Annotated in this window: 18 protein-coding genes; 8 read left to right on the top strand and 10 right to left on the bottom strand. The window is 62.2% G+C overall.

Annotated features, from left to right (window positions below):
* Nucleotides 1–3: 3 nt before the first annotated feature.
* From G473_RS0116045 to G473_RS0116015, 7 genes are all read right to left on the bottom strand, one after another.
* Nucleotides 4–3018 carry a transglycosylase domain-containing protein gene (locus G473_RS0116045; RefSeq protein ID WP_029013938.1) on the bottom strand — a complete coding sequence of 1005 codons (3015 nt, stop codon included), beginning with the start codon at nucleotides 3016–3018 and terminating at the stop codon, nucleotides 4–6.
* Nucleotides 3019–3215: 197 nt separating this feature from the next.
* Complete coding sequence (mltG, locus tag G473_RS0116040; RefSeq protein ID WP_245580082.1) at nucleotides 3216–4274, bottom strand: endolytic transglycosylase MltG; 1059 nt, start codon at nucleotides 4272–4274, stop codon at nucleotides 3216–3218.
* Nucleotides 4275–4427: 153 nt separating this feature from the next.
* The gene (gene fabF, locus G473_RS0116035; protein ID WP_029013936.1) at nucleotides 4428–5693 is read right to left on the bottom strand and encodes a beta-ketoacyl-ACP synthase II; all 1266 of its coding nucleotides are present in this window, start codon (nucleotides 5691–5693) and stop codon (nucleotides 4428–4430) included.
* A 148-nt stretch (nucleotides 5694–5841) separates the two neighbouring features.
* Nucleotides 5842–6078: an acyl carrier protein gene (locus tag G473_RS0116030; protein ID WP_029013935.1), complete on the bottom strand. Its 237-nt coding sequence runs from the start codon at nucleotides 6076–6078 to the stop codon at nucleotides 5842–5844.
* A 207-nt stretch (nucleotides 6079–6285) separates the two neighbouring features.
* Nucleotides 6286–7026, bottom strand: coding sequence for a 3-oxoacyl-[acyl-carrier-protein] reductase (gene fabG, locus G473_RS0116025; RefSeq protein WP_029013934.1), 741 nt, complete (start codon nucleotides 7024–7026; stop codon nucleotides 6286–6288).
* 34 nt (nucleotides 7027–7060) lie between these two features.
* Nucleotides 7061–7996 (bottom strand): ACP S-malonyltransferase, encoded by a 936-nt coding sequence (fabD, locus tag G473_RS0116020; protein ID WP_029013933.1) that lies wholly within the window; start codon nucleotides 7994–7996, stop codon nucleotides 7061–7063.
* Between the two features lie 195 nt (nucleotides 7997–8191).
* Complete coding sequence (locus G473_RS0116015) at nucleotides 8192–8710, bottom strand: hypothetical protein (RefSeq protein WP_029013932.1); 519 nt, start codon at nucleotides 8708–8710, stop codon at nucleotides 8192–8194.
* A gap of 890 nt (nucleotides 8711–9600) precedes the next feature.
* Between G473_RS0116015 and rpsF the strand changes: the two genes are divergently transcribed.
* From rpsF to G473_RS0115975, 8 genes are all read left to right on the top strand, one after another.
* Complete coding sequence (rpsF, locus tag G473_RS0116010) at nucleotides 9601–10059, top strand: 30S ribosomal protein S6 (RefSeq protein WP_029013931.1); 459 nt, start codon at nucleotides 9601–9603, stop codon at nucleotides 10057–10059.
* Nucleotides 10056–10340, top strand: coding sequence for a 30S ribosomal protein S18 (gene rpsR, locus G473_RS0116005; RefSeq protein ID WP_029013930.1), 285 nt, complete (start codon nucleotides 10056–10058; stop codon nucleotides 10338–10340). Before rpsF ends, rpsR begins: the two co-directional genes overlap by 4 nt.
* Before the next feature lie 20 nt (nucleotides 10341–10360).
* Nucleotides 10361–10918 carry a 50S ribosomal protein L9 gene (rplI, locus tag G473_RS0116000; protein ID WP_029013929.1) on the top strand — a complete coding sequence of 186 codons (558 nt, stop codon included), beginning with the start codon at nucleotides 10361–10363 and terminating at the stop codon, nucleotides 10916–10918.
* A 179-nt stretch (nucleotides 10919–11097) separates the two neighbouring features.
* On the top strand, nucleotides 11098–12348 hold the full coding sequence (locus tag G473_RS0115995) for an SAM-dependent methyltransferase (RefSeq protein WP_029013928.1): 1251 nt from the start codon (nucleotides 11098–11100) through the stop codon (nucleotides 12346–12348).
* Nucleotides 12349–12451: 103 nt separating this feature from the next.
* Nucleotides 12452–13957 (top strand): replicative DNA helicase, encoded by a 1506-nt coding sequence (locus tag G473_RS0115990; RefSeq protein ID WP_029013927.1) that lies wholly within the window; start codon nucleotides 12452–12454, stop codon nucleotides 13955–13957.
* Nucleotides 13958–14041: 84 nt separating this feature from the next.
* Complete coding sequence (gene alr, locus G473_RS0115985; RefSeq protein ID WP_035707506.1) at nucleotides 14042–15187, top strand: alanine racemase; 1146 nt, start codon at nucleotides 14042–14044, stop codon at nucleotides 15185–15187.
* A 136-nt stretch (nucleotides 15188–15323) separates the two neighbouring features.
* Nucleotides 15324–16094, top strand: coding sequence for an MlaE family ABC transporter permease (locus tag G473_RS0115980; protein ID WP_029013925.1), 771 nt, complete (start codon nucleotides 15324–15326; stop codon nucleotides 16092–16094).
* Nucleotides 16091–16894, top strand: a complete 804-nt coding sequence (locus G473_RS0115975) for an ABC transporter ATP-binding protein (protein ID WP_084438221.1) — start codon at nucleotides 16091–16093, stop codon at nucleotides 16892–16894. Before G473_RS0115980 ends, G473_RS0115975 begins: the two co-directional genes overlap by 4 nt.
* A gap of 184 nt (nucleotides 16895–17078) precedes the next feature.
* Here the strand turns inward: G473_RS0115975 and G473_RS0115970 are convergent, their stop codons facing one another.
* From G473_RS0115970 to G473_RS0115960, 3 genes are all read right to left on the bottom strand, one after another.
* On the bottom strand, nucleotides 17079–18266 hold the full coding sequence (locus G473_RS0115970) for a DUF2336 domain-containing protein (RefSeq protein ID WP_029013923.1): 1188 nt from the start codon (nucleotides 18264–18266) through the stop codon (nucleotides 17079–17081).
* Nucleotides 18267–18313: 47 nt separating this feature from the next.
* Entirely contained in the window at nucleotides 18314–18781 is a 468-nt protein-coding gene (locus G473_RS0115965) for a hypothetical protein (RefSeq protein ID WP_029013922.1), read from the bottom strand.
* Nucleotides 18782–18872: 91 nt separating this feature from the next.
* A complete protein-coding gene (locus tag G473_RS0115960) occupies nucleotides 18873–19076 on the bottom strand; it encodes a twin-arginine translocase TatA/TatE family subunit (protein WP_029013921.1) in 204 nt (67 codons plus the stop codon).
* Nucleotides 19077–19099 lie beyond the last annotated feature (23 nt).

Here is a 19099-nt window from a genome sequence, read left to right as displayed (position 1 = left end):
CCCTCAGCGTCCCCGTTCCGCCGTCTGGGTGCCGCCGGTCAGCAGCGGCGACAAAGACGGTGCCAGGATTTTCAGCAGTTGGGCCGGCAGGGCGGAGGTAAAGCGATATTGCGCCGCCTCCGGCCCATGCACATGGGCAGTGATAACGCCGAAGAACTGGTCACCGACATAGAAGACGAAGGTTGCCGTGCGGTTGACGACGCGGCTTTCCAGCACCACACCGCCCGGCCCATAGCGTTCAAACCGGTGATCGCCGGTCCCGGTCTTGCCACCCACCGGGATTTCCACCCCGTCAGCGCGGACGAAAGAGCCTTTCACGCGGCGGGCTGTGCCATTCTCGACAATATCCATCAGGTGCCGGCGCAGCACGGCGGCCACTTCCGGTGCCATCACCCGTTCCCCGCCTCCGGCGCCCTCAAGCGGGGCGAAGGCGGTCTCGTAAGGGGTGTTCTGGGCGAAATGCAGCCGGCCCACCCGCCGCGTCGGCAGGCGCACCCCGTCATTGACGATGATGCCCATCAGTTCCGCCAAGGCGCCCGGCCGGTCTGCGGAACTGCCGATGGAGGTGGCATAGCTGGCGATCAGGCTGCCGAACGGATAGCCCAGCTTCTGCCATTCCGCATGGATGCGGGCGAACGCCTCCTCCTCCAGCACAATACCGATGCGGCTATCCTGCGCCCGTTTGGACCGGGAGGAGAAAAGCCAGCGGTAGCTTTCCTGCCGCGACTGGCTGCTCTCTTTCAGCATGTCGCGGCGCTGCGGCTGGGCACTGTCCTGCAGATAGGCCACCAGCCACAATTCCAGCGGATGCACCCCGGCCATATAGCCGCGATCATTCAGCGACCAATTATCGGGCGCGTATTTCTGATACATGGCATCGATCTGTGCCATGGGTGGGGCGCCGGCGGGGACATGGCGTTCCAGGAAACGCGCTAGTTCCGCCACAGTCGCATTGGGCCGGGCAGACCGGAAAGCCACGCTCAACCGGTCAGGCGTCGGCCGCAGGCGCTTGGCCAGCCGGTCCAGCGCCGCATCGGGCGACATGTCCTTATATTCCGCCCAGAACTTGTTCAGGAAGACGGACCCTTCCTGATCGGCGAACTGCGCCAGATAGGTCTTGCGCGCCGGGTGACGCGGATCGTCCAGCACATCATCCTTGCGGGCCGGCCCTTCGGCGATGAAGTGGTTGACGATATCCCGCATCATCCGGATGAAGACGAGATTGATGGAATGGCGGAATGCCTCCGCCACGGTCACCACCCGCCCGTCATCCTTATCGTCGAAATTGCCAAAACTATGCAGCCCGCCGCCGGTGAAGAACCGCTCCCCCGGACTGGCGGAATATTGGCGCTGCATGGCCTGATCCAGGATGGCAGGCAGCGACACGCCCGGCTGGGCGGCCATGCTGCGCAACACCCATTGCGTCAGCCGGTCGGGCGCATCCTGTGCCGCGGCCTCCAGCTCATACAGCTCCCGGCTGGCGTAGCGGCCATGCAGCTTGGCCACAATCTCCAGATATGTCGCCAGCGTGCGCAGCTTGGCGGTGGAGCCGAGATCGAGCTTGGCCCCTTCATTCAGGTCCAGCGGCTGGGGCAGCGTATCCACCTGCACCCGGACCAGATTGGCATCGGCCGTCCGCTCAAACAGGGTGACGGAATAGACCACCCGCGCCGGGTCGGCATTGTTCAGCAGCCGTTCCCCCACCAGCCCCAAGGCCTGGGCCTGGGCCGGATCGCCAAGCTGGCGCAGCGTCTGGGTCACCCGTTCCTGGGTTGGCATGTCCAGCGTGGTATCGACCGTCAGGTCCAGCCGGTCCAGCGCGTACAGGCTGGGCACACCCAGCATGCCCAGCAGGCGGGACCGGATGGCGTTGGTGGCCTTTTGCTCCACGAAGGAGGGTTCGGGAATCGCCGGCGGCTGGTCACGGAAACGCAGGGGGAAATAGCGGGCGGCATCGGCCAGTGCCGGGTTCACCACGCCCGCCCGTTCCAGCAGGGTCAGGTGGGCATTGGCCAGATCGTTCAGCGCCTTGCGGCCATTGCCGTTCAGATAGGCGGTGGGCCGGCGCTGTGCCAACAGCAGGCTCAACACCTGCTTATAGATCACAGCCTGGGCCTGAAGCTCCGTCTCCGTGCGGGGCGGCGTCCGCAGGATCAGGTTGGCACTGTTGAAATCCGTGCCGTACCAGGCCCAGAGCCCGTCCCCCAGCCCATTCACCTCCCCCACCCCCGGCCGGGCCGAAAGCGGGGTGGAATTCAGGTAATCCACCAGGATCTGATGGCGGGCCCGCGTCGTGTCCGGCCCATGCTTGTAGGCGCGGACCGAAGCGGACATCATCTGGCGCAGCTTCTCCACCCCGCTGGAGGTGCGGCCTTCAGGAGAATGGCGGTACTTCTCAATCTGCGTCGCCAGGGTGGATCCGCCGGCCCGCGGATTATCAGGGTTCACCAGCTTCAACGGCACGGACACCAGCGCCAGGGCGAACCGATCCCATTCCACCGCCGGATTGCGGGTGGAATATCTCGTGTCCAGCAACTCCCGATTCTCGATGAACAGCAGCGTGTCGGCCACCAGCTTCGGCACTTCCGGAAAGCCAGCATAGACACGCTCGGGGAAGCGGGCATCGAACAGGGACAGGCCGCTGGCATCGCGGATGGTCAAGCCGCCGGACGTTTTCTCCGGATAGGGCGCGAATCCGCCGAAATCGATATAGTCGCGCAAGGCCGGACTGGGCCTTGCCTGCAGATCGACCCGGTAATTGGCCGCCACCAGTCGCTCGACAAAGGTGGGAATGGCGGTATAGCCCAGCCGGTGATCGTAAGGGCCCTTGTCCGGGAAACGGATATCAGGGTTCGGCCCCGGCTCCACCCGGAAGGTCAGATCGGCGCCATAGCGCGCCAGCACAGCGGATTGCAGCCAGGAGGACCGGGTTTCCATCCAGACGGCGAAACCAGCGCCACCGGCCAGCGCCAGGGTCATGCCCCAGGCCATCCATCGGTAGACCTTCGCCGATGCCATCGTCCCCGACCACTCCCCCGGATTAGCGGCGGCCCCGCAACGCCCGCCATCGCCCCTCTTTCGTTGGACGGGCGAAATGATTGTGCCAATGCCAGCCGCTTGCTGCAATGGTCGACGGCTTACCACCCTCGGAATTGCCTGTCGCCGGGCACGCCCCTGCGGGGAATGCCGGGCCGCCCTGCATCACAGGCGGGGTATTATTCCCCGTCGCGGACCTTCCGCCAGCGGACAACATTGCGGTTATGCTCGTCCAGCGACGCCGCAAAGGCGTGCCCGCCTGTGCCATCAGCGACGAAATACAGAAATTTATGGGTTTCCGGCTGCAAGACCGCCTGCAGCGACAACAGGCCGGGATTGGCGATGGGACCGGGTGGCAACCCATCGACGATATAGGTGTTGTAAGGGCTTTGCAGCTTCCAGTCCGCCCGGGTCAAAGGACGGTCGATGAAGCCTTTGCCGTCCGACAGGGCATAAATGATGGTGGGATCGGATTGCAGCCGCATCCCCAGCCGCAGCCGGTTGACGAAGACGCCGGCGACGCGCGGCCGTTCCGACGCCACGCCGGTTTCCTTCTCCACCACCGATGCCAGGATCACGGCCTGACGCTTATCCGCGATGGGCAAATCAGGGGCCCGCGCCGCCCATAGCCGGTCAAGCGCGCGGTCCATATCGCCTTGCATGCGGGACAGCAGGTCGCCACGGGCATCGCCATAGGCGTAGTGATAGGTTTCCGGCAGCAGGGAACCGTCTGGCGGCACGGCGGCTATTTCGCCCGACAAGGCCGCATCCGCACGCAGCAGTTCCACGATCTGCCAGGAGGTCAGGCCTTCCGGCACGGTGAAGCGTCGCACAACGGTTTTGCCGCTGGCCAGCAGGTCGATGGCGCCGCGCAGGCTGATCCCTGCCGGGAACGCATATTCCCCCGCCCGCAGCACGGTGCCATCCCGGCGCAGGCGCAAGGCAACCGCCAGTTCCAGCGGGTGGCGGGTGATACCGGCATCCGCGACCTGCCGCGAAATGGCAGCAACACCGCTGCCGCGGGGGATCACCAGGGTCTTATCAGCAGTCAGTGGCCCTGTCCCGGTATAACGCTGCCAGCCATAAAGCCCGACGCCCCCGGCCAGCAGGACCAGCGCCAGCAAAAACAGGCTGATCCACAGCCCCCAGCGGCGCGGCTTGCGACCGGGCACCTCTGTGTCCGGTGGCGGCACGGAAGGGGGCGTTTCTGCGGGCGGTGTCGATTCGGATTCGGTCAAAGCGGTTGGCTCTGGCTGAAACAATGGGCGTACCGCCATGCGCCGGGTGGAAGCCAGGGCGCGGCACACATGGCAGGGAATGCCTTGGGGGCAAACAGGGACATGCCCTGGATAACAAAAGGGCGGGCCTTTCGGCCCGCCCTCTGCCCGGCCTTACTCGAAGGCCTTGAACACCAGAGAGGCGTTGGTCCCGCCAAAGCCGAAGCTGTTGGACAGGGCCGCACGCACCTTGCGTTCCTTGGCCACCTTCGGCACCAGATCGGCGCCTTCGGTGCCATCGTCCGGGTCTTCCAGGTTCAAGGTGGGGGGAACCACCTGATCGCGGATCGACAGGACGGAATAGATCGCCTCCACCGCGCCGGCAGCACCCAGCAGGTGACCGATGGCCGACTTGGTGGACGACATGGAGGCACCGGCCAGATCGGCGCCGAACAGACGCTTCACGGCGCCCAGTTCGATCATGTCGCCCATCGGCGTGGAGGTGCCGTGCGCGTTGATATAATCGATCTGATCCGGGTTCAGGCCTGCCCGCTTCAGCGCCATGCGCATGGAGCGGAAGCCGCCATTGCCATCTTCCGACGGGGAGGTGATGTGATAGGCATCGCCCGACAGGCCATAACCGACCACTTCGCCGTAAATCTTGGCGCCACGCTTCTTGGCGTGTTCCAGTTCCTCCAGCACGACGACGCCCGCACCCTCGCCCATGACAAAGCCATCGCGGCCCTTGTCATAGGGGCGGCTACCCTTTTCCGGCGTGTCATTGTAGGAGGTGGAGAGCGCGCGGGCCGCGGCGAAGCCGGCAATGCCCAGGCGGCAGCAGGCCCCTTCCGTACCACCGGCCACCATCACGTCGGCATCGTCCAGCGCAATCATGCGCGCGGCATCGCCGATGGAATGGGCACCCGTGGAACAGGCGGTGACGACCGCGTGATTCGGCCCCTTATAGCCATGCATGATCGAAATATGGCCAGAGGCCAGATTGATCAGGCTGGAGGGGATGAAGAACGGGGAAACACGGCGCGGGCCCTTTTCGGCCATCAGCAGCGATGTGTCGTGGATACTGGGAAGGCCGCCGATACCAGACCCGACGGTGACGCCGGTCCGCTCGAACTCTTCCTCGGTGCTGGGCTTCCAGCCGCTATCCTTGATGGCTTCATCTGCCGCCGCGATGGCGTACATGATGAAATCATCCATCTTCTTCTGTTCCTTGGGCGGAATGAAGAGATCGAAGTTCAGCGTACCGTCGGAACCGTCACCGCGCGGCACCTGGCCGGCGATCTTACAGGGAAGATCCGAAACATCGAATCCCTGAATGGTACGGATGCCCGACTGGCCCTTGATCAGGCGGTCCCAGTTGGTCTGAACGCCGACCCCGAGCGGGGTCACGAGACCAAGACCGGTGATGACTACGCGGCGCATGTGTCCGACCTGCGAACGTTAAAACGAAGTGGGGTGCAAGCCAAAGCCGCACCCAGACCCATCAGGTGGGTCGCAAACCTGCCGGTTGCGAGGCCGGGCGGCCCCTGTTTTTCACAAGGCATCCCCCCGGCCTGGCCGAACCGGTCGATCAGGCCTGCTTGGACGTGATGAAGTCGACAGCGTCCTTGACGGTCAGGATCTTCTCAGCGGCGTCGTCCGGGATCTCGATGCCGAACTCTTCCTCGAAAGCCATGACCAGCTCGACGGTGTCGAGGCTGTCAGCGCCCAGATCATCGATGAAGCTGGCGGCCTCGGTGACCTTGCCTTCCTCGACGCCCAGATGCTCGACGACGATCTTCTTCACGCGCTCAGCAACATCGCTCATTTCATGGACCTTTCAGGATCTTCCGGTTGAACCAGCTCTATCTGGTACTTTAAGGGACGAAGGATAAGACGGGCCGGCCGGAAAAAGGCGCAAAACCCCGTCCTCTCGCGACGCCGGTCAGCAAAGTGCCGTCACTTAACATGAACCGCGCCCTCTGACCAGCATTCGCGAAGGGCGCGGACTTTACCTCAATCCGACGGCACCTGTTCAGATCATTGCCATGCCGCCATTGATATGCAGCGTCTGGCCTGTGACATAGGCCGCCTCGTCGGAGGCAAGATACAGCACACCGGCCGCGATATCCTCCGGGCTGCCCAGGCGGGCGGCGGGGATGCGGCTGTGCATCGCTTCCTTCTGGGCGTCATTCAGCACGTCGGTCATGGCCGTGGCGATCATGCCCGGTGCCACGCAATTGACGGTGACATTGCGGCTGGCCACTTCCTGGGCCAGCGCCTTGGACATACCGATCATGCCGGCCTTGCTGGCCGCATAATTCACCTGACCGGGGTTGCCGGTGACACCGACGACCGAGGTGATGCCGATGATGCGGCCCCAGCGGCGCTTCATCATGCCCTTCAGCAGGGCGCGCGACAGGCGGAAACCGGCGGTCAGGTTCACATCAATGACCGACGACCAGTCCTCATCCTTCATGCGCAGCACCAGACCATCACGGGTCAGGCCGGCATTATTAACCAGGATATCGACGCCACCACCCAGCGCGGCCTCAGCCTGCTTGGCCAGTTCTTCCACCTGGGAGGCGTCGGACAGGTTGGCGGGGACCACGACGGCCCGCTCTCCCAGTTCCGCGGCCAGCGCGTTCAGCGTTTCCACCTTGGTGCCATGCAGGGCCACAGTGGCGCCATGGGCGTGCAGCACCTTGGCGATGGCGGCGCCAATGCCGCCCGAAGCGCCGGTGATCAGCGCCTTCTTGCCGGTCAGGTCGAACATGCCTGTCTCCTTGAAATCCAATCGGGCCGGGCTATCAGGCCAGGGTGAAAGCGTCAATATCCGCCGGCGCGCCAACGGAAAGGCCGGTCAGTTCCTTATCAATGCGCTTGGCGAGCCCCGCCAGCACCTTGCCGGACCCCAGCTCCACCAGTTCCGTCACGCCCTGTTCCTTCATGAACAGCACGCTTTCGCGCCAGCGGACGGCACCGGTCACCTGCTCCACCAGCAGGCGGCGGATGGTCTCCGGGTCGGTGACAGCCGACGCGGTGACATTGGCGACCAGCGGCGCAACGGGGGCCTGGATGGACGTGCCCGCCAGCGCACCGGCCATGGCATCGGCCGCCGGCTGCATCAGCGGGCAATGGAAGGGGGCGGACACGGGCAGCAGCACGGCGCGCTTGAAGCCGCGCTCCGTCGCGATCTTCATCGCACGCTCCACGGCGGACTTATGACCGGAAATCACCACCTGGCCCGGTGCGTTGTCGTTGGCAGCAACGCAGACCTCGCCCTGCGCCGCCTCGGCCGCGATTTCACGCGCAGCCTCCAGATCGGCGCCCAGGATGGCAGCCATGGCGCCGACGCCGACCGGCACCGCCTTCTGCATCGACTGGCCGCGCAGCTTCAGCAGGCGGGCCGTATCGGCAAGGCTGATGGACCCGGCGGCGCACAGGGCGGAATATTCGCCCAGGCTGTGGCCGGCAACAAAGGCCGCCTTGGACAGGTCCAGACCCTTTTCCGCCTGCAGCACGCGGGTCACGGCGACAGACACGGCCATCAATGCCGGCTGCGCATTCTCTGTCAGGGTCAGGTCGCCTTCCGGCCCCTCGAACATCAAGGCCGAGAGGTTCTGGCCCAGGGCCGCATCCACCTCGTCAAAGACCGACTTGGCGACGGCGAAATTCGCCGCCAGTTCACGGCCCATGCCGACAGCCTGGCTACCCTGGCCGGGAAAGACGAAAGCGCGTGTCATGGGATGTTCCACCCTAATCGAAGCCTGGAAAAGCGTATAAACGCCGCTAATTGGCGCCCTTGATAGCGCGTTAACGGCCTTAGTCAAGCCGGGACGCGCCAATCGCCACCCGACTTTCCGTAAAGGGAAAGTAGATAATGACCGGAACAATACCGGGATGATGGTTACTTGTTCTTGATGGGTAAGGGTTTTTCCTCATTCCCCACGGCGGGCGGCATAGGCCTCCTTGGCCGCTGCATATTCTTCTGACGCCAGCAACCGGTCCATATAGCGGATACGCCGCTTCTCCCCGGCCTTGAAATCCAGATTGAAACTGCCGCGCGCGCCGCAATAGTCGTTCCGGCACGGGACATCCGGATCATCCACAAAAACGATATTCCCGTCCTTCACCTCCAGCCGCAAGCGACAGGCGGGCAGTTCCCCCTGCGACTTGTCCTGGAAATGAAGGGCGCCCTCGCGCCAGTCCGCGATGCCATACAGATCGCAGCTATGGCCGTTGAAATATTCCAGATGGGTGCGGAAATAGGCCTGATCCGGGCCCGTGGGCACGATCTCCAGGATATTCTCGCTCTCATACTTATCGCCCTGGACCGTCCCATTCTGGAACCGGTGCTTGTAGACCCCGGCAATGGCAGCAAGGGCCGGGTCGGGCTCGGTTGCCTGGGCAGCAAAGGCAAAGGACATGATGAGGACGAGAACAGCGATGAAACGCATCGACGCACCTTTCCCACGAAGCTTCACATGAGGATACTGGGAAACACACAGACCACCAATCGGTTGCACTTGACACCACAAAGACACGACGATTAAGTTGCATCATCTAATCAAAATGCGTCTAACATGCCCAACCAATACTGGTTCAAAACAGGAAAACTTCCTAACTACCCAATCAGTTGGGAAGGTTGGATTGTGTATTTTATATGGATTATTTTAGTTTTCTCTTTTCCATTTTTTTCAGAAGAATTCATTTCCCCTGAATTGATACCATACAAAATACTTATCCATATCACTTACGTCATATTAATATCCTCGATATACTGTATTTTCTTGAAAAAATTCGGATACAACGAAGAAAAAGTCAGAAAAATAAATGAAAATTTTGCAAATAAAAAACAAGATGATACGAGATAAATTAAAACATAAAGAATTAATAAAACCGTATAATTGTTTTCTCTGAAAAAATATTACACCACCCCTTACGGAATCGCAGGTTGGAGCGCTATCGTTTGCGCTTGTTGTTCCCAATATTATTTTCGCGATTCGCCAGATATACCGTCAGAGATTACCCTACCCCGTCTCCGACAGCCTGATTAATTTCATCATAGCATGCTGCCCTGTCGCCCTGACGACCCTCATTATACGATACGGAAGAGGCAGTAATCCGCCCCCTCCCAAGCCGGTCGGCGCGCCATGCGCCAAACCAGGGCAGCCCATGCCAGGGCCAACCCCTGGCGCTGCTTGCACCACCCCGGCTTTTCTGTATAGTGCCGCACTTCCGAAACCCCGCCGGCACCCTGCCTTGGTGTCGGCTAGGACCGTGCGGCTGATCCGGGACTTGGGTCCCAGGACACAGCGGCGGACCATCAATAGCCATGGGGAGTTTAATGGCACTGTATGAAACCATCCTGATCTGCCGCCAGGACATCTCGTCCGCGCAGGTCGAAACCCTGACCGAAACCTTCAGCAATATCCTGAAGGAACAGGGCGGTTCCGTGGTGAAGGTCGAGCAGTGGGGTCTGAAGACCCTCACCTATCGCATCAACAAGAACCGCAAGGGTCACTATGTCTATCTCGGCCTGGACGCGCCCGCCGCGGCCGTTGCCGAGATGGAGCGCAACATGTCCATCAACGAGGACGTGCTGCGTTACATGACCGTCAAGGTCGAGAAGATCGAGGAAGGCCAGACCGCCATGCTGGCCAACAAGGGCGAGCGCGCTGAGCGTGGCCCGCGCGGTGGCTTCGGCGACCGTGGTCCTCGTCGTGAATTCGGTGATCGCGGTGATCGTCCGGGCCGTGGCCCGCGTCGTGACGCCGCCGTTGAAGGTGAAGGAGACCGCGCATGAACGCCGAACGTCCCCAGGGTGCTGCCCCGGCCGGTGGCGCTCCCCGCTCCGGCGGTGGTCGTCGTCCGTTCTTCCGTCGCCGGAAGACCTGCCCGTTCTCCGGCCCGAATGCGCCGGCGATCGACTACAAGGACGTCAAGCTGCTGTCCCGCTTCATCTCCGAGCGCGGCAAGATCGTCCCGTCCCGTATCACCGCCGTGTCGGCGAAGAAGCAGCGTGAGCTGGCCCGTGCGATCAAGCGCGCCCGCTTCCTGGCTCTTCTGCCGTACATTGTGAAATAAGCGAGCCAGGAGAAAAGACCATGGACGTCATTCTGCTGGAACGCGTCGAGAAGCTGGGCCAGATGGGCCAGGTTGTGAAGGTCAAGGCAGGTTATGCCCGCAACTTCCTCCTGCCCAAGAAGAAGGCCCTGCGCGCCACCAAGGAAAACCTGGCCTACTTCGAAACCCAGAAGGCGCAGCTCGAAGCTCGCAATCTGGAACTGAAGAAGGAAGCCGAGATTGTCGCTGGTAAGGTCAATGGCCTGACCGTCGTCGTAATCCGCCAGGCCGCCGAATCCGGCGTTCTGTACGGCTCCGTCACCTCCCGTGACGTGGCCGATGCGGTGACCGAAGCCGGCACCACGATCAGCCGCGGTCAGGTTGCCATCGTCGACCCGATCAAGACCCTGGGCCTGTTCAAGGTCAAGGTTGTCCTGCATCCGGAAGTCAGCGTTGAAGTGACTGTCAACGTCGCCCGTTCGGCCGAAGAAGCCACCGTGCAGGCCCAGCGTGGCGGCATGGTTGTCGGCCGCGACGACGATGAAGACGAAGAAGAGACGGTTGAAGAAACCGAAGCCACCGAGGAAACCGAGGCCTGATTTCAGGTCCCGGCCTATCCTTGAGGCTGAAAGGGCGACCCGCCATCCGGTGGGTCGCCTTTTTCTTTATGAGATAGTCGCGATTTCAACCATCTGCGCTCCCCCCTTTGGTGGGGTTTTGCCAGGATGGAGATGGGGTTAACCTTTCAGCAGGTTTCGACGGCTGGAGGTCCCCCCACATGCTGTTGTTCCCCATGCTGTCCCGTCTGATCCGCCAGGGACATCTGACGGTGATCGATTCCCGCGGCAGGCACCATGATTTCGGTCGCCCGGCGGAGGGCGCTGATCCTGTCATCATCCGCCTGACCGATCCGTCTCTGGAATGGAAAATCGCCCTCAATCCCGGCCTTCATGCCGGGGAGGCCTATATGGACGGCACCTTGCAGATGGTGCAGGGCGATCTGTACGGCTTTATCGATCTGGTCACGCGCAATAGCGGCTTCGGCTATATCGGCCCGTTCGACAATCTGCGCCGCTGGGGTGTGGGGTTGCAAAGGCTGTGGCAGCAATATAATCCGCTGGACCGGTCGCGCCGGAACGTGGCGCATCATTACGATCTGTCCGGGGCGCTCTATGACCTGTTCCTGGATGCCGACCGGCAATATTCCTGCGCCTATTTCAACGAGCCGGGCCTGAGCCTGGAAGAGGCACAGGGCGCCAAGAAGCACCATATCGCCGGCAAGCTGCTGCTGAAGCCGGGCCAGCATGTGCTGGATATCGGCTGTGGCTGGGGCGGCATGGCGCTGACCCTGGCACGCGAAGCCGATGTGCAGGTGACCGGCATAACCCTGTCCAAAGAACAGCTTGGCCTTGCCCGCCAGCGGGCGGAAATGGCCGGCCTGTCGGATCGGGTGCGGTTTGAGCTGTGCGATTACCGGGAGATGGAAGGCCAATTCGACCGGATTGTCAGCGTCGGCATGTTCGAGCATGTCGGCAGGCCGCATTATCCCGATTTCTTCGCCAAGGTCCGCTCCCTGCTGACCGATGACGGGGTGGCCCTGCTCCATTCCATCGGGCGGGCAGAAGGGCCGGGCACGACCAATGCCTGGATTCGAAAATATATCTTCCCCGGCGGCTATTCCCCTTCCCTGTCAGAGGTGACGCCCACTGTGGAAAATGCAGGCCTCTGGGTGACCGATATCGAAATCTGGCGTCTGCATTATGCTGAAACCCTGCGGGAGTGGCGTCGCCGCTTCCTGGCCAACCGGGATAAGGCGGCCGCCCTCTATGATGAGCGGTTCTGCCGGATGTGGGAATTCTACCTTGTCGGGGCTGAATGCGCCTTCCGCCACCAGGGGCATATGGTGTTCCAGATGCAGTTGAGCCGTGATGTCCAGGCCGTGCCGCTGACACGAGATTACATCTATCAGCCGGACGCCCCTGCCCTTGCGGTGTCGCCGGCAAGCGGCAAACCGTCCCGCGTCGCCTGAAAGCTGACTTATCCACAGTTTTTCCACAAACTGTCCCCGGTATTCACGGGGTGCGGCGATGGATGGCATAACCACCCCGGCCAGGGGCTGCTAAAATCACCCCATGGATACCAAGCTGATCGACCCCGCCGCCATCCCCGGTGCCAATCCGGCCTTAAGCTACCGCACCCCGCCCCATAATGAGGAGGCGGAGCAGACGGTGCTGGGTGCCATTCTGGTGAACAACAAGGCGTTCGAGAAGGTGGGCGAATTCCTGCGCCCCGAACATTTCTTCGATCCCGCCAACCAGAAGATTTTCCAGGCGATCATGAAGATGATCGACCGGGGACAGGTGGCCAACCCGATCACCCTGAAAGCCTATTTCGAGCAGGATCGCGATCTGGCCGAAATTGGCGGACAGGAGTATCTGGCCCGTCTGGCTGGTGCCATCGTCACTGTCCATAATGTCGAGGATTATGGCCGCATCATCCATGACAGCTATCTGCGTCGCCAGCTTATTGAAGTTGGCGAGGAGATGGTCAATCAGGCCTATAAGCACGATATTGACGTCGCCGCCAACGACCAGATCGAGGACGCGGAAAAAAAGCTGTTCGAACTGGCAGCCACCGGCGACATCAAGGGCGATTTCATCCCCTTCGCCCGCGCGCTGACCGGGGCTATCGCCACGGCAGAAGCCGCCTTCCGCCGTTCCAGCCACGTCACCGGCGTCACGTCGGGCCTGCGCGACCTGGATGGTAAGCTGGGCGGCCTGCATTCCAGCGATCTGCTGATCCTGGCCGGCCGTCCTTCCATGGGTAAGACGGCACTCGCCACCAACATCGCCTTCAACGCGGCCAAAGCCTATATGCTGACCGGTGGCAAGGAAGGGGCGCCCGTCGGCTTCTTCTCCCTGGAAATGTCGGCCGAGCAGTTGGCCCTGCGTATCCTGGCCGATCAGGCCCAAATCTCCGGCGACAAAATCCGTCGCGGTGACATTTCCAACGTGGAATTTCCCCGGCTGGTGGAAGCCAGCCAGGATCTGGCCCGCGTCCCCTTCTTTGTCGATGATACGCCGGCCTTGACCATCACCGCCGTGCGCACCCGCGCCCGCCGCCTGAAGCGGACGCACGGGCTGGGTCTGGTGGTGGTCGATTACCTTCAGCTTCTCCGCGGGGGCGGCAGCAGCCGGGGTGAGCAGAACCGCGTGCAGGAAATCTCCGAAATCACCCGCGGCCTGAAGGCCATCGCCAAGGAACTGGACCTGCCCGTCATCGCCCTGTCGCAGCTTTCGCGTTCGGTGGAAAACCGCGAAGATAAACGGCCTCAGCTTTCGGACCTGCGCGAATCAGGCTCGATCGAGCAGGATGCTGACGTCGTAATGTTCGTGTTCCGCGAGCAATATTACCTGGAACGCGCCGAGCCGGGCCGCCGCCCGGATGAAAGCGAAGATAAATATAATGACCGCTATGCCCAGTGGCAGGACCGGCTGGCACAGGTCCACAACACGGCAGACGTGATCATCGGCAAGGCCCGTCACGGTCCCGTGGGCACGGTGCGCCTGTTCTTCGACGGTAATTATACCCGCTTCGGCGATCTGGAAACCCAGCATTCCGACGATTACGGCGATTGATGCGGGCGGTCTGGGAGGGCACCGTCACAGCGGTGCCCCAATTGCCGGGCACGCCATAGTGGCCTTCCCTTTCAGAAGTTTCCCATGCCTATCCCCCCTTCTTCCCTGCCTGCCGCCCTGGAGTCGCCGGCGGCGGCCCGTGTCGGCGCCGTACTGGTCATCGATCTGGATGCCCTGGTTGCCAATTGGCGCGACATGGCACGCCGGGTCGCGCCGGCCGAATGTGCCGCTGTCGTGAAGGCCGATGGCTATGGGCTGGGTGCCGTACCAGTGGCCACAGCCCTGTGGCAGGCCGGTGCGCGCAGCTTCTTCGTTGCTGATATCGAAGCCGGGGTCCAATTGCGGGCCGCGCTGCCGGATGCCCGGATCATCGTTCTGCATGGCGCGCCCACCGGCACGGAAGCCGAACTGGCACGGGAGAGACTGGTCCCCGTGCTGAATACGCTGGGGGAGATGGAGCGCTGGCAGGCAGAAGGCCGCAGACAGGGCAATCCCTTGCCCGCCTTCATCCATATCGATACCGGAATGAACCGGCTGGGCATGGATGCGGCAGACTTCACAAGGCTGGAACAGGACGCCCCCTCCCGATTGGACGGTATCGCTCTGCAAGGGTGGATGAGCCACTTAGCCTGTGCCGACCATCCCGAAAATCCCATGACGGCAGAACAGTTATTTCGTTTCCGGAATATTCTTGGGCGGCTACCCAGAGCCCCTGCCAGCCTGTCCAATTCCGCCGGCATTTTCCACGGCACCGACTACCATTTCGATCTGGTACGCCCCGGCATCGCCCTTTACGGCCCCAACCCTGCCCCCTGGCTGCCCAACCCGATGCGCCCGGTGATAAGGCTGCTGGGCCGTATCCTGCAGGTGCGCGATGTGCCAGCCAATGTCACAGTCGGCTACGATGCCACCCACCGCACCCAGGCCCCCGCCCGCATCGCGGCCCTGGGGCTGGGTTATGCCGATGGCTATCCCTGGGCCGGCGCCGGCAAAGGCCATGTGATGATCGCCGGGCATAAGGCGCCAATCATTGCCCGCATCTCCATGGACCTTGTGACAGCCGATGTCAGCGCCGTGCCGGAAGCCTTGCTGCGCGTTGGCGACTGGGCGGAGGTGATCGGCCCCAGCCGCGATGTCGATCAGGTGGCGGCCGAGGCCGGCACCATCGGCTATGAAATCCTGACCCGTCTGGGCCGCCGCTATCATCGTATTCATCTGGCGCAGGGATGATCGACCACAAGACTGGCGGAACCGTGGCCGTCGCCTTATGTTCATGGCTCTACTGCCGGGGATGACCCGTCATTGACAGGGGCCGCCGCTTTCTCTAGCGGTAAGCCCAGCTTTGCCCGTCCAAGAGGTCAGGTTGATGAATTTTCTCAGTGGGATCGGTCGCGCCACCCTGACATTTCTGGAAGCGGCGGGCCGGTTGGCCCTGTTCACTCTGACCGCCCTTTCGCATTGCGTGCGCCCCCCCTTCTACCTGCGCCATATCGGCCGGCAGATGGTGGAGATCGGCTATTACAGCCTGCCCGTTGTCGGCCTGACGGCTGTGTTCACAGGCATGGTGCTGGCGTTGCAAAGCTATAGCGGTTTCTCCCGCTTCTCCGCCGAAAGCGCCATTGCCACGGTCGTGGTCCTGTCGATCACCCGTGAGTTGGGGCCGGTACTGGCTGGCTTGATGGTGGCCGGGCGCATCGGTGCTGCCATGGCCGCCGAACTGGGCACCATGCGGGTGACCGAACAGGTGGACGCGCTGACCACGCTGGCCACCAACCCCTATAAATATCTGGTGGCGCCGCGCCTGATCGCCGGCACGACCATGCTGCCGATCCTGGTGCTGATCGCCGATATTATCGGCGTGTTCGGCGGCTATCTGGTGTCGGTCTATCGGCTGGGCTTCAACCCGTCGAGCTACATCAACAATACCTGGCAATATCTGGAATTCATGGACGTGGTGTCCGGTCTGGTGAAGGCGGCGGCCTTTGGCTTCGTCATCTCCCTGATGGGCTGCTACCACGGTTACCATTCGCGCGGCGGCGCCCAGGGCGTGGGGGCGGCGACCACCAATGCGGTCGTCTCCTCCTCCATCCTCATCCTGGTCCTGAACTATCTGCTGACGGGGATCTTCTTCTCATGAGCGAGCCGCTGGAACTGAACGGCGCGATGGAAGTGCCGAAAATCGCGCTACGGGGCGTGAAGAAGGCTTTCGGCCCGAAGGTGGTGCTGGACGGCGTTGACCTGGATGTGAAGCGCGGCGAAAGCGTTGTCATCATCGGCGGGTCCGGCACCGGCAAGTCGGTGCTGCTGAAAAGCATTCTCGGCATCCTGCAGCCCGACAGCGGCACCATCAGCATTGATGGCGAAGACACCACCCATATTGGGGGCCGCGACCGGGAGCGCGTGATGCGCAAATTCGGCATGCTGTTCCAGGGGGCCGCCCTGTTCGACAGCTTGCCGGTCTGGGAGAATGTCGCCTTCGGCCTGATTCAGGGCCAGGGCGTAGGCCGCAGGGAAGCGCGGGAGCGCGCCATTGCCACGCTGGCCGCCGTGGGGTTGGGCCCGGACGTGGCCGAACTGTCGCCGGCAGAATTGTCAGGCGGCATGCAAAAGCGCGTGGGCTTGGCCCGGGCAGTTTGCACCAACCCGGAAATCATTTTCTTCGACGAACCCACAACGGGTCTGGACCCGATCATGGCCGACGTGATCAACGACCTGATCGTGAAATGCGTGAAGAATCTGGGTGCCACCGCCCTGTCCATCACCCATGACATGGCCAGCGCCCGCAAGATCGCCGACCGTATCGCCATGCTCTACAAGGGCAAGCTGATCTGGGTCGGCCCAGTGTCGGAAATCGACAATTCCGGCAATCCTTACGTGGATCAGTTCATCCACGGTCGGGCCGAAGGTCCGATCCAGATGCAGATCAAAGCCTTTTAATATCGATCCCGATGGCCTGGACTCACCGGGATCTGGCTCGACGGCGACTGCCGCTGCGAGGTACGTGCCGCGTCGCTAAGCTGCCAAATGGCGGTGCCGGCCACTGAGGCGCGGTTATCGGTTACGATCCCCCGCACCTTGGTATAAGGGGCTCCCTTATCCGGAACTCCTGCCGGACAAAAGATCAGCGCGGGACCGTGCCACGCAGGGGCAGGAAGGGCAAACCGGCCTGATCCATGGCCTCATCGATCAGGCTGTCCCCCTTGCCGTCGAATAACTGCAACAGCAGATCATCCATTGCCCGGTCTTCCGACTGGCCGCATTGGACGTAAAGCCGACCAAGGACGGCGGCCTGGAAGGCGACCCGTCCGTCATCTCCCCCCGCATACCCTTGTTCGCGCGCAACCTCCTGCGCCAACAGGAAGGGCTGGCACAGGCGCTTGGGCACATGGGCATGTTCCAGCAATGCCCGGAGCCCCTCCCCCGTCTCCTCCGCCATCAGGCTATGGATGTTGCGGCGGGTAATGCGGGATTTGGCCATCAGGCCGGCCAGGAAAAAATCAAAATCCCCGGCACAGAGGGCGCGGAGAAGCAGGGCGATGCTGAGGCGCCCCTGATTGTTGAGATGGACCGCCAGCGCATCGGGCGCCATACCCGGACGGTCCATGGGACGCAACAGCGCCAGGGTCGCTGAATCGCGGGCATAGCCGGTAAGTTCCCCGGCTACGACCGGGGAGAGACGGTGGCGCTCCACCAGCAGATCGCGGACAAGCTCAGAGGCCGAGGCCACCAGCCGCTCCAGCACACTGGCCGGCAGAACGGCACGACCAGCCAATGGCTCTGCGACCAGCGGCACATTGGCATAACGGTCAGCCATCAGTTCCAGCGTCTCATCGGAGATGGAGGCGCCTTCATTTGCCGCCAGGGTCGCGACCACGGCCAGATTACCAACATCGACCAGGGCGGCAGAAACAGCACTGGAGAGGCCATTACGGGCCGCAATGGCAAGCTGTTTGGAGGCTTCATCCTGCCCGATCACCTGCAAGAGCAGATCATCCCCCAGACGCTCACAATGGCGCAGCAAGGGGAAAGCCACACTGACCACATCCAGTGCCAGATCATGCGCCAGATCATCGGACAAAAGGGGGCTGTTATAAATTTGCCAGGCCACCGCCTCCCGCACCTGAAGGGCGGCATCGCGCGCCAGACGCCGCAGCAGGTCGCGCGCCATTTCCTGTTCCTGCAACGCCAGCAGGCCGGCTTCCGCCGTCTGAACAATCTTGGCAACGACGGCGATCCGGGATTCCGCGGACCGGTCGCCAGCCAATCGGCGTACATCGGCCAGGGAAAGCGTGTTTGATGGGGCTGTCATCGGTCTCTCGGGCGTCGGAGCGTCAAGGCGTTGACGATTTATTGGGATCAATCCGGATCAATGGCATCCAGACGTAATGTATCCTGCCAAATCTGTTCCACCTTGCGCAGAACGCGCAAGGTTGTTGCCAAATCGGCATCGCCATCCCTGCCGAGCAACAGGCTGGCACTATAGTCGATTTCAAGCTTCTGGAGTATCACGACGAGTTGTCGGCCCTTGGGTGTAAGGCAAAGGAAACCCTTACGCCGGTCACCCTGAAGCTCCAGATAACGGGCATCCAGCAAGGACCTGAGATGCAATGCCGCTTCGCTGGCCAGATAATGGCCGGTGGAAACGAGCGTCGGGAGAGATGTGGCGCCGTCAGCAATAGAGAGGAGCATCTGCGCCTGGACGGGCAGAAGATCCTCAATATCACGCCGCAGCAACTCAATCCGGATGAGATCGAGAAATTGTCGATGAAGCCGTCCGACCAGGCGGGCAAGCCCCGCGATGGTCGACGGAACAGGTTCATCCATTGGTGATGAACCTGTCATCGCTGGCGATGTCGGAAGGGGCGTCGGTGCCATGGTCGCACGTTGTCTGCAACGTACAGACCGGAATCAAGGCTCAGCGCGGCGCGTCGGCGCCTGGCTTGTTCTCGGTCAACTTGGCGCCTTCAGCAGTATCCGCGTCTTCGTCGCGCATACCTTTCTTGAAAGCCTTAACGCCCTTGGCCATGTCACCCATCACATTGGGCAGCTTGCCGGCACCAAAGACCAGCAGCACGACGACCAGAACGATAACCCAATGCCAGAGGCTCATCGCGCCCATGGGAACTCTCCCGCTTTGAACTG

This window comes from Niveispirillum irakense DSM 11586 (assembly GCF_000429645.1).
In the GTDB taxonomy this organism is placed as follows: Bacteria; Pseudomonadota; Alphaproteobacteria; order Azospirillales; family Azospirillaceae; genus Niveispirillum; species Niveispirillum irakense.
This window is presented reverse-complemented; position numbering and strand designations above follow the sequence as displayed.

What these genes read in the sequence shown, in the direction of transcription:
- G473_RS0116045 (WP_029013938.1), bottom strand. Translation starts at nt 3,018, where the DNA reads ATGGCATCGGCGAAGGTCTACCGATGGATGGCCTGGGGCATGACCCTG.
- fabF (WP_029013936.1), bottom strand. Translation starts at nt 5,693, where the DNA reads ATGCGCCGCGTAGTCATCACCGGTCTTGGTCTCGTGACCCCGCTCGGG.
- G473_RS0116030 (WP_029013935.1), bottom strand. Translation starts at nt 6,078, where the DNA reads ATGAGCGATGTTGCTGAGCGCGTGAAGAAGATCGTCGTCGAGCATCTG.
- fabG (WP_029013934.1), bottom strand. Translation starts at nt 7,026, where the DNA reads ATGTTCGACCTGACCGGCAAGAAGGCGCTGATCACCGGCGCTTCGGGC.
- fabD (WP_029013933.1), bottom strand. Translation starts at nt 7,996, where the DNA reads ATGACACGCGCTTTCGTCTTTCCCGGCCAGGGTAGCCAGGCTGTCGGC.
- G473_RS0116015 (WP_029013932.1), bottom strand. Translation starts at nt 8,710, where the DNA reads ATGCGTTTCATCGCTGTTCTCGTCCTCATCATGTCCTTTGCCTTTGCT.
- rpsF (WP_029013931.1), top strand. Translation starts at nt 9,601, where the DNA reads ATGGCACTGTATGAAACCATCCTGATCTGCCGCCAGGACATCTCGTCC.
- rpsR (WP_029013930.1), top strand. Translation starts at nt 10,056, where the DNA reads ATGAACGCCGAACGTCCCCAGGGTGCTGCCCCGGCCGGTGGCGCTCCC.
- rplI (WP_029013929.1), top strand. Translation starts at nt 10,361, where the DNA reads ATGGACGTCATTCTGCTGGAACGCGTCGAGAAGCTGGGCCAGATGGGC.
- G473_RS0115995 (WP_029013928.1), top strand. Translation starts at nt 11,098, where the DNA reads ATGCTGTTGTTCCCCATGCTGTCCCGTCTGATCCGCCAGGGACATCTG.
- G473_RS0115990 (WP_029013927.1), top strand. Translation starts at nt 12,452, where the DNA reads ATGGATACCAAGCTGATCGACCCCGCCGCCATCCCCGGTGCCAATCCG.
- alr (WP_035707506.1), top strand. Translation starts at nt 14,042, where the DNA reads ATGCCTATCCCCCCTTCTTCCCTGCCTGCCGCCCTGGAGTCGCCGGCG.
- G473_RS0115980 (WP_029013925.1), top strand. Translation starts at nt 15,324, where the DNA reads ATGAATTTTCTCAGTGGGATCGGTCGCGCCACCCTGACATTTCTGGAA.
- G473_RS0115975 (WP_084438221.1), top strand. Translation starts at nt 16,091, where the DNA reads ATGAGCGAGCCGCTGGAACTGAACGGCGCGATGGAAGTGCCGAAAATC.
- G473_RS0115970 (WP_029013923.1), bottom strand. Translation starts at nt 18,266, where the DNA reads ATGACAGCCCCATCAAACACGCTTTCCCTGGCCGATGTACGCCGATTG.
- G473_RS0115965 (WP_029013922.1), bottom strand. Translation starts at nt 18,781, where the DNA reads ATGGATGAACCTGTTCCGTCGACCATCGCGGGGCTTGCCCGCCTGGTC.
- G473_RS0115960 (WP_029013921.1), bottom strand. Translation starts at nt 19,076, where the DNA reads ATGGGCGCGATGAGCCTCTGGCATTGGGTTATCGTTCTGGTCGTCGTG.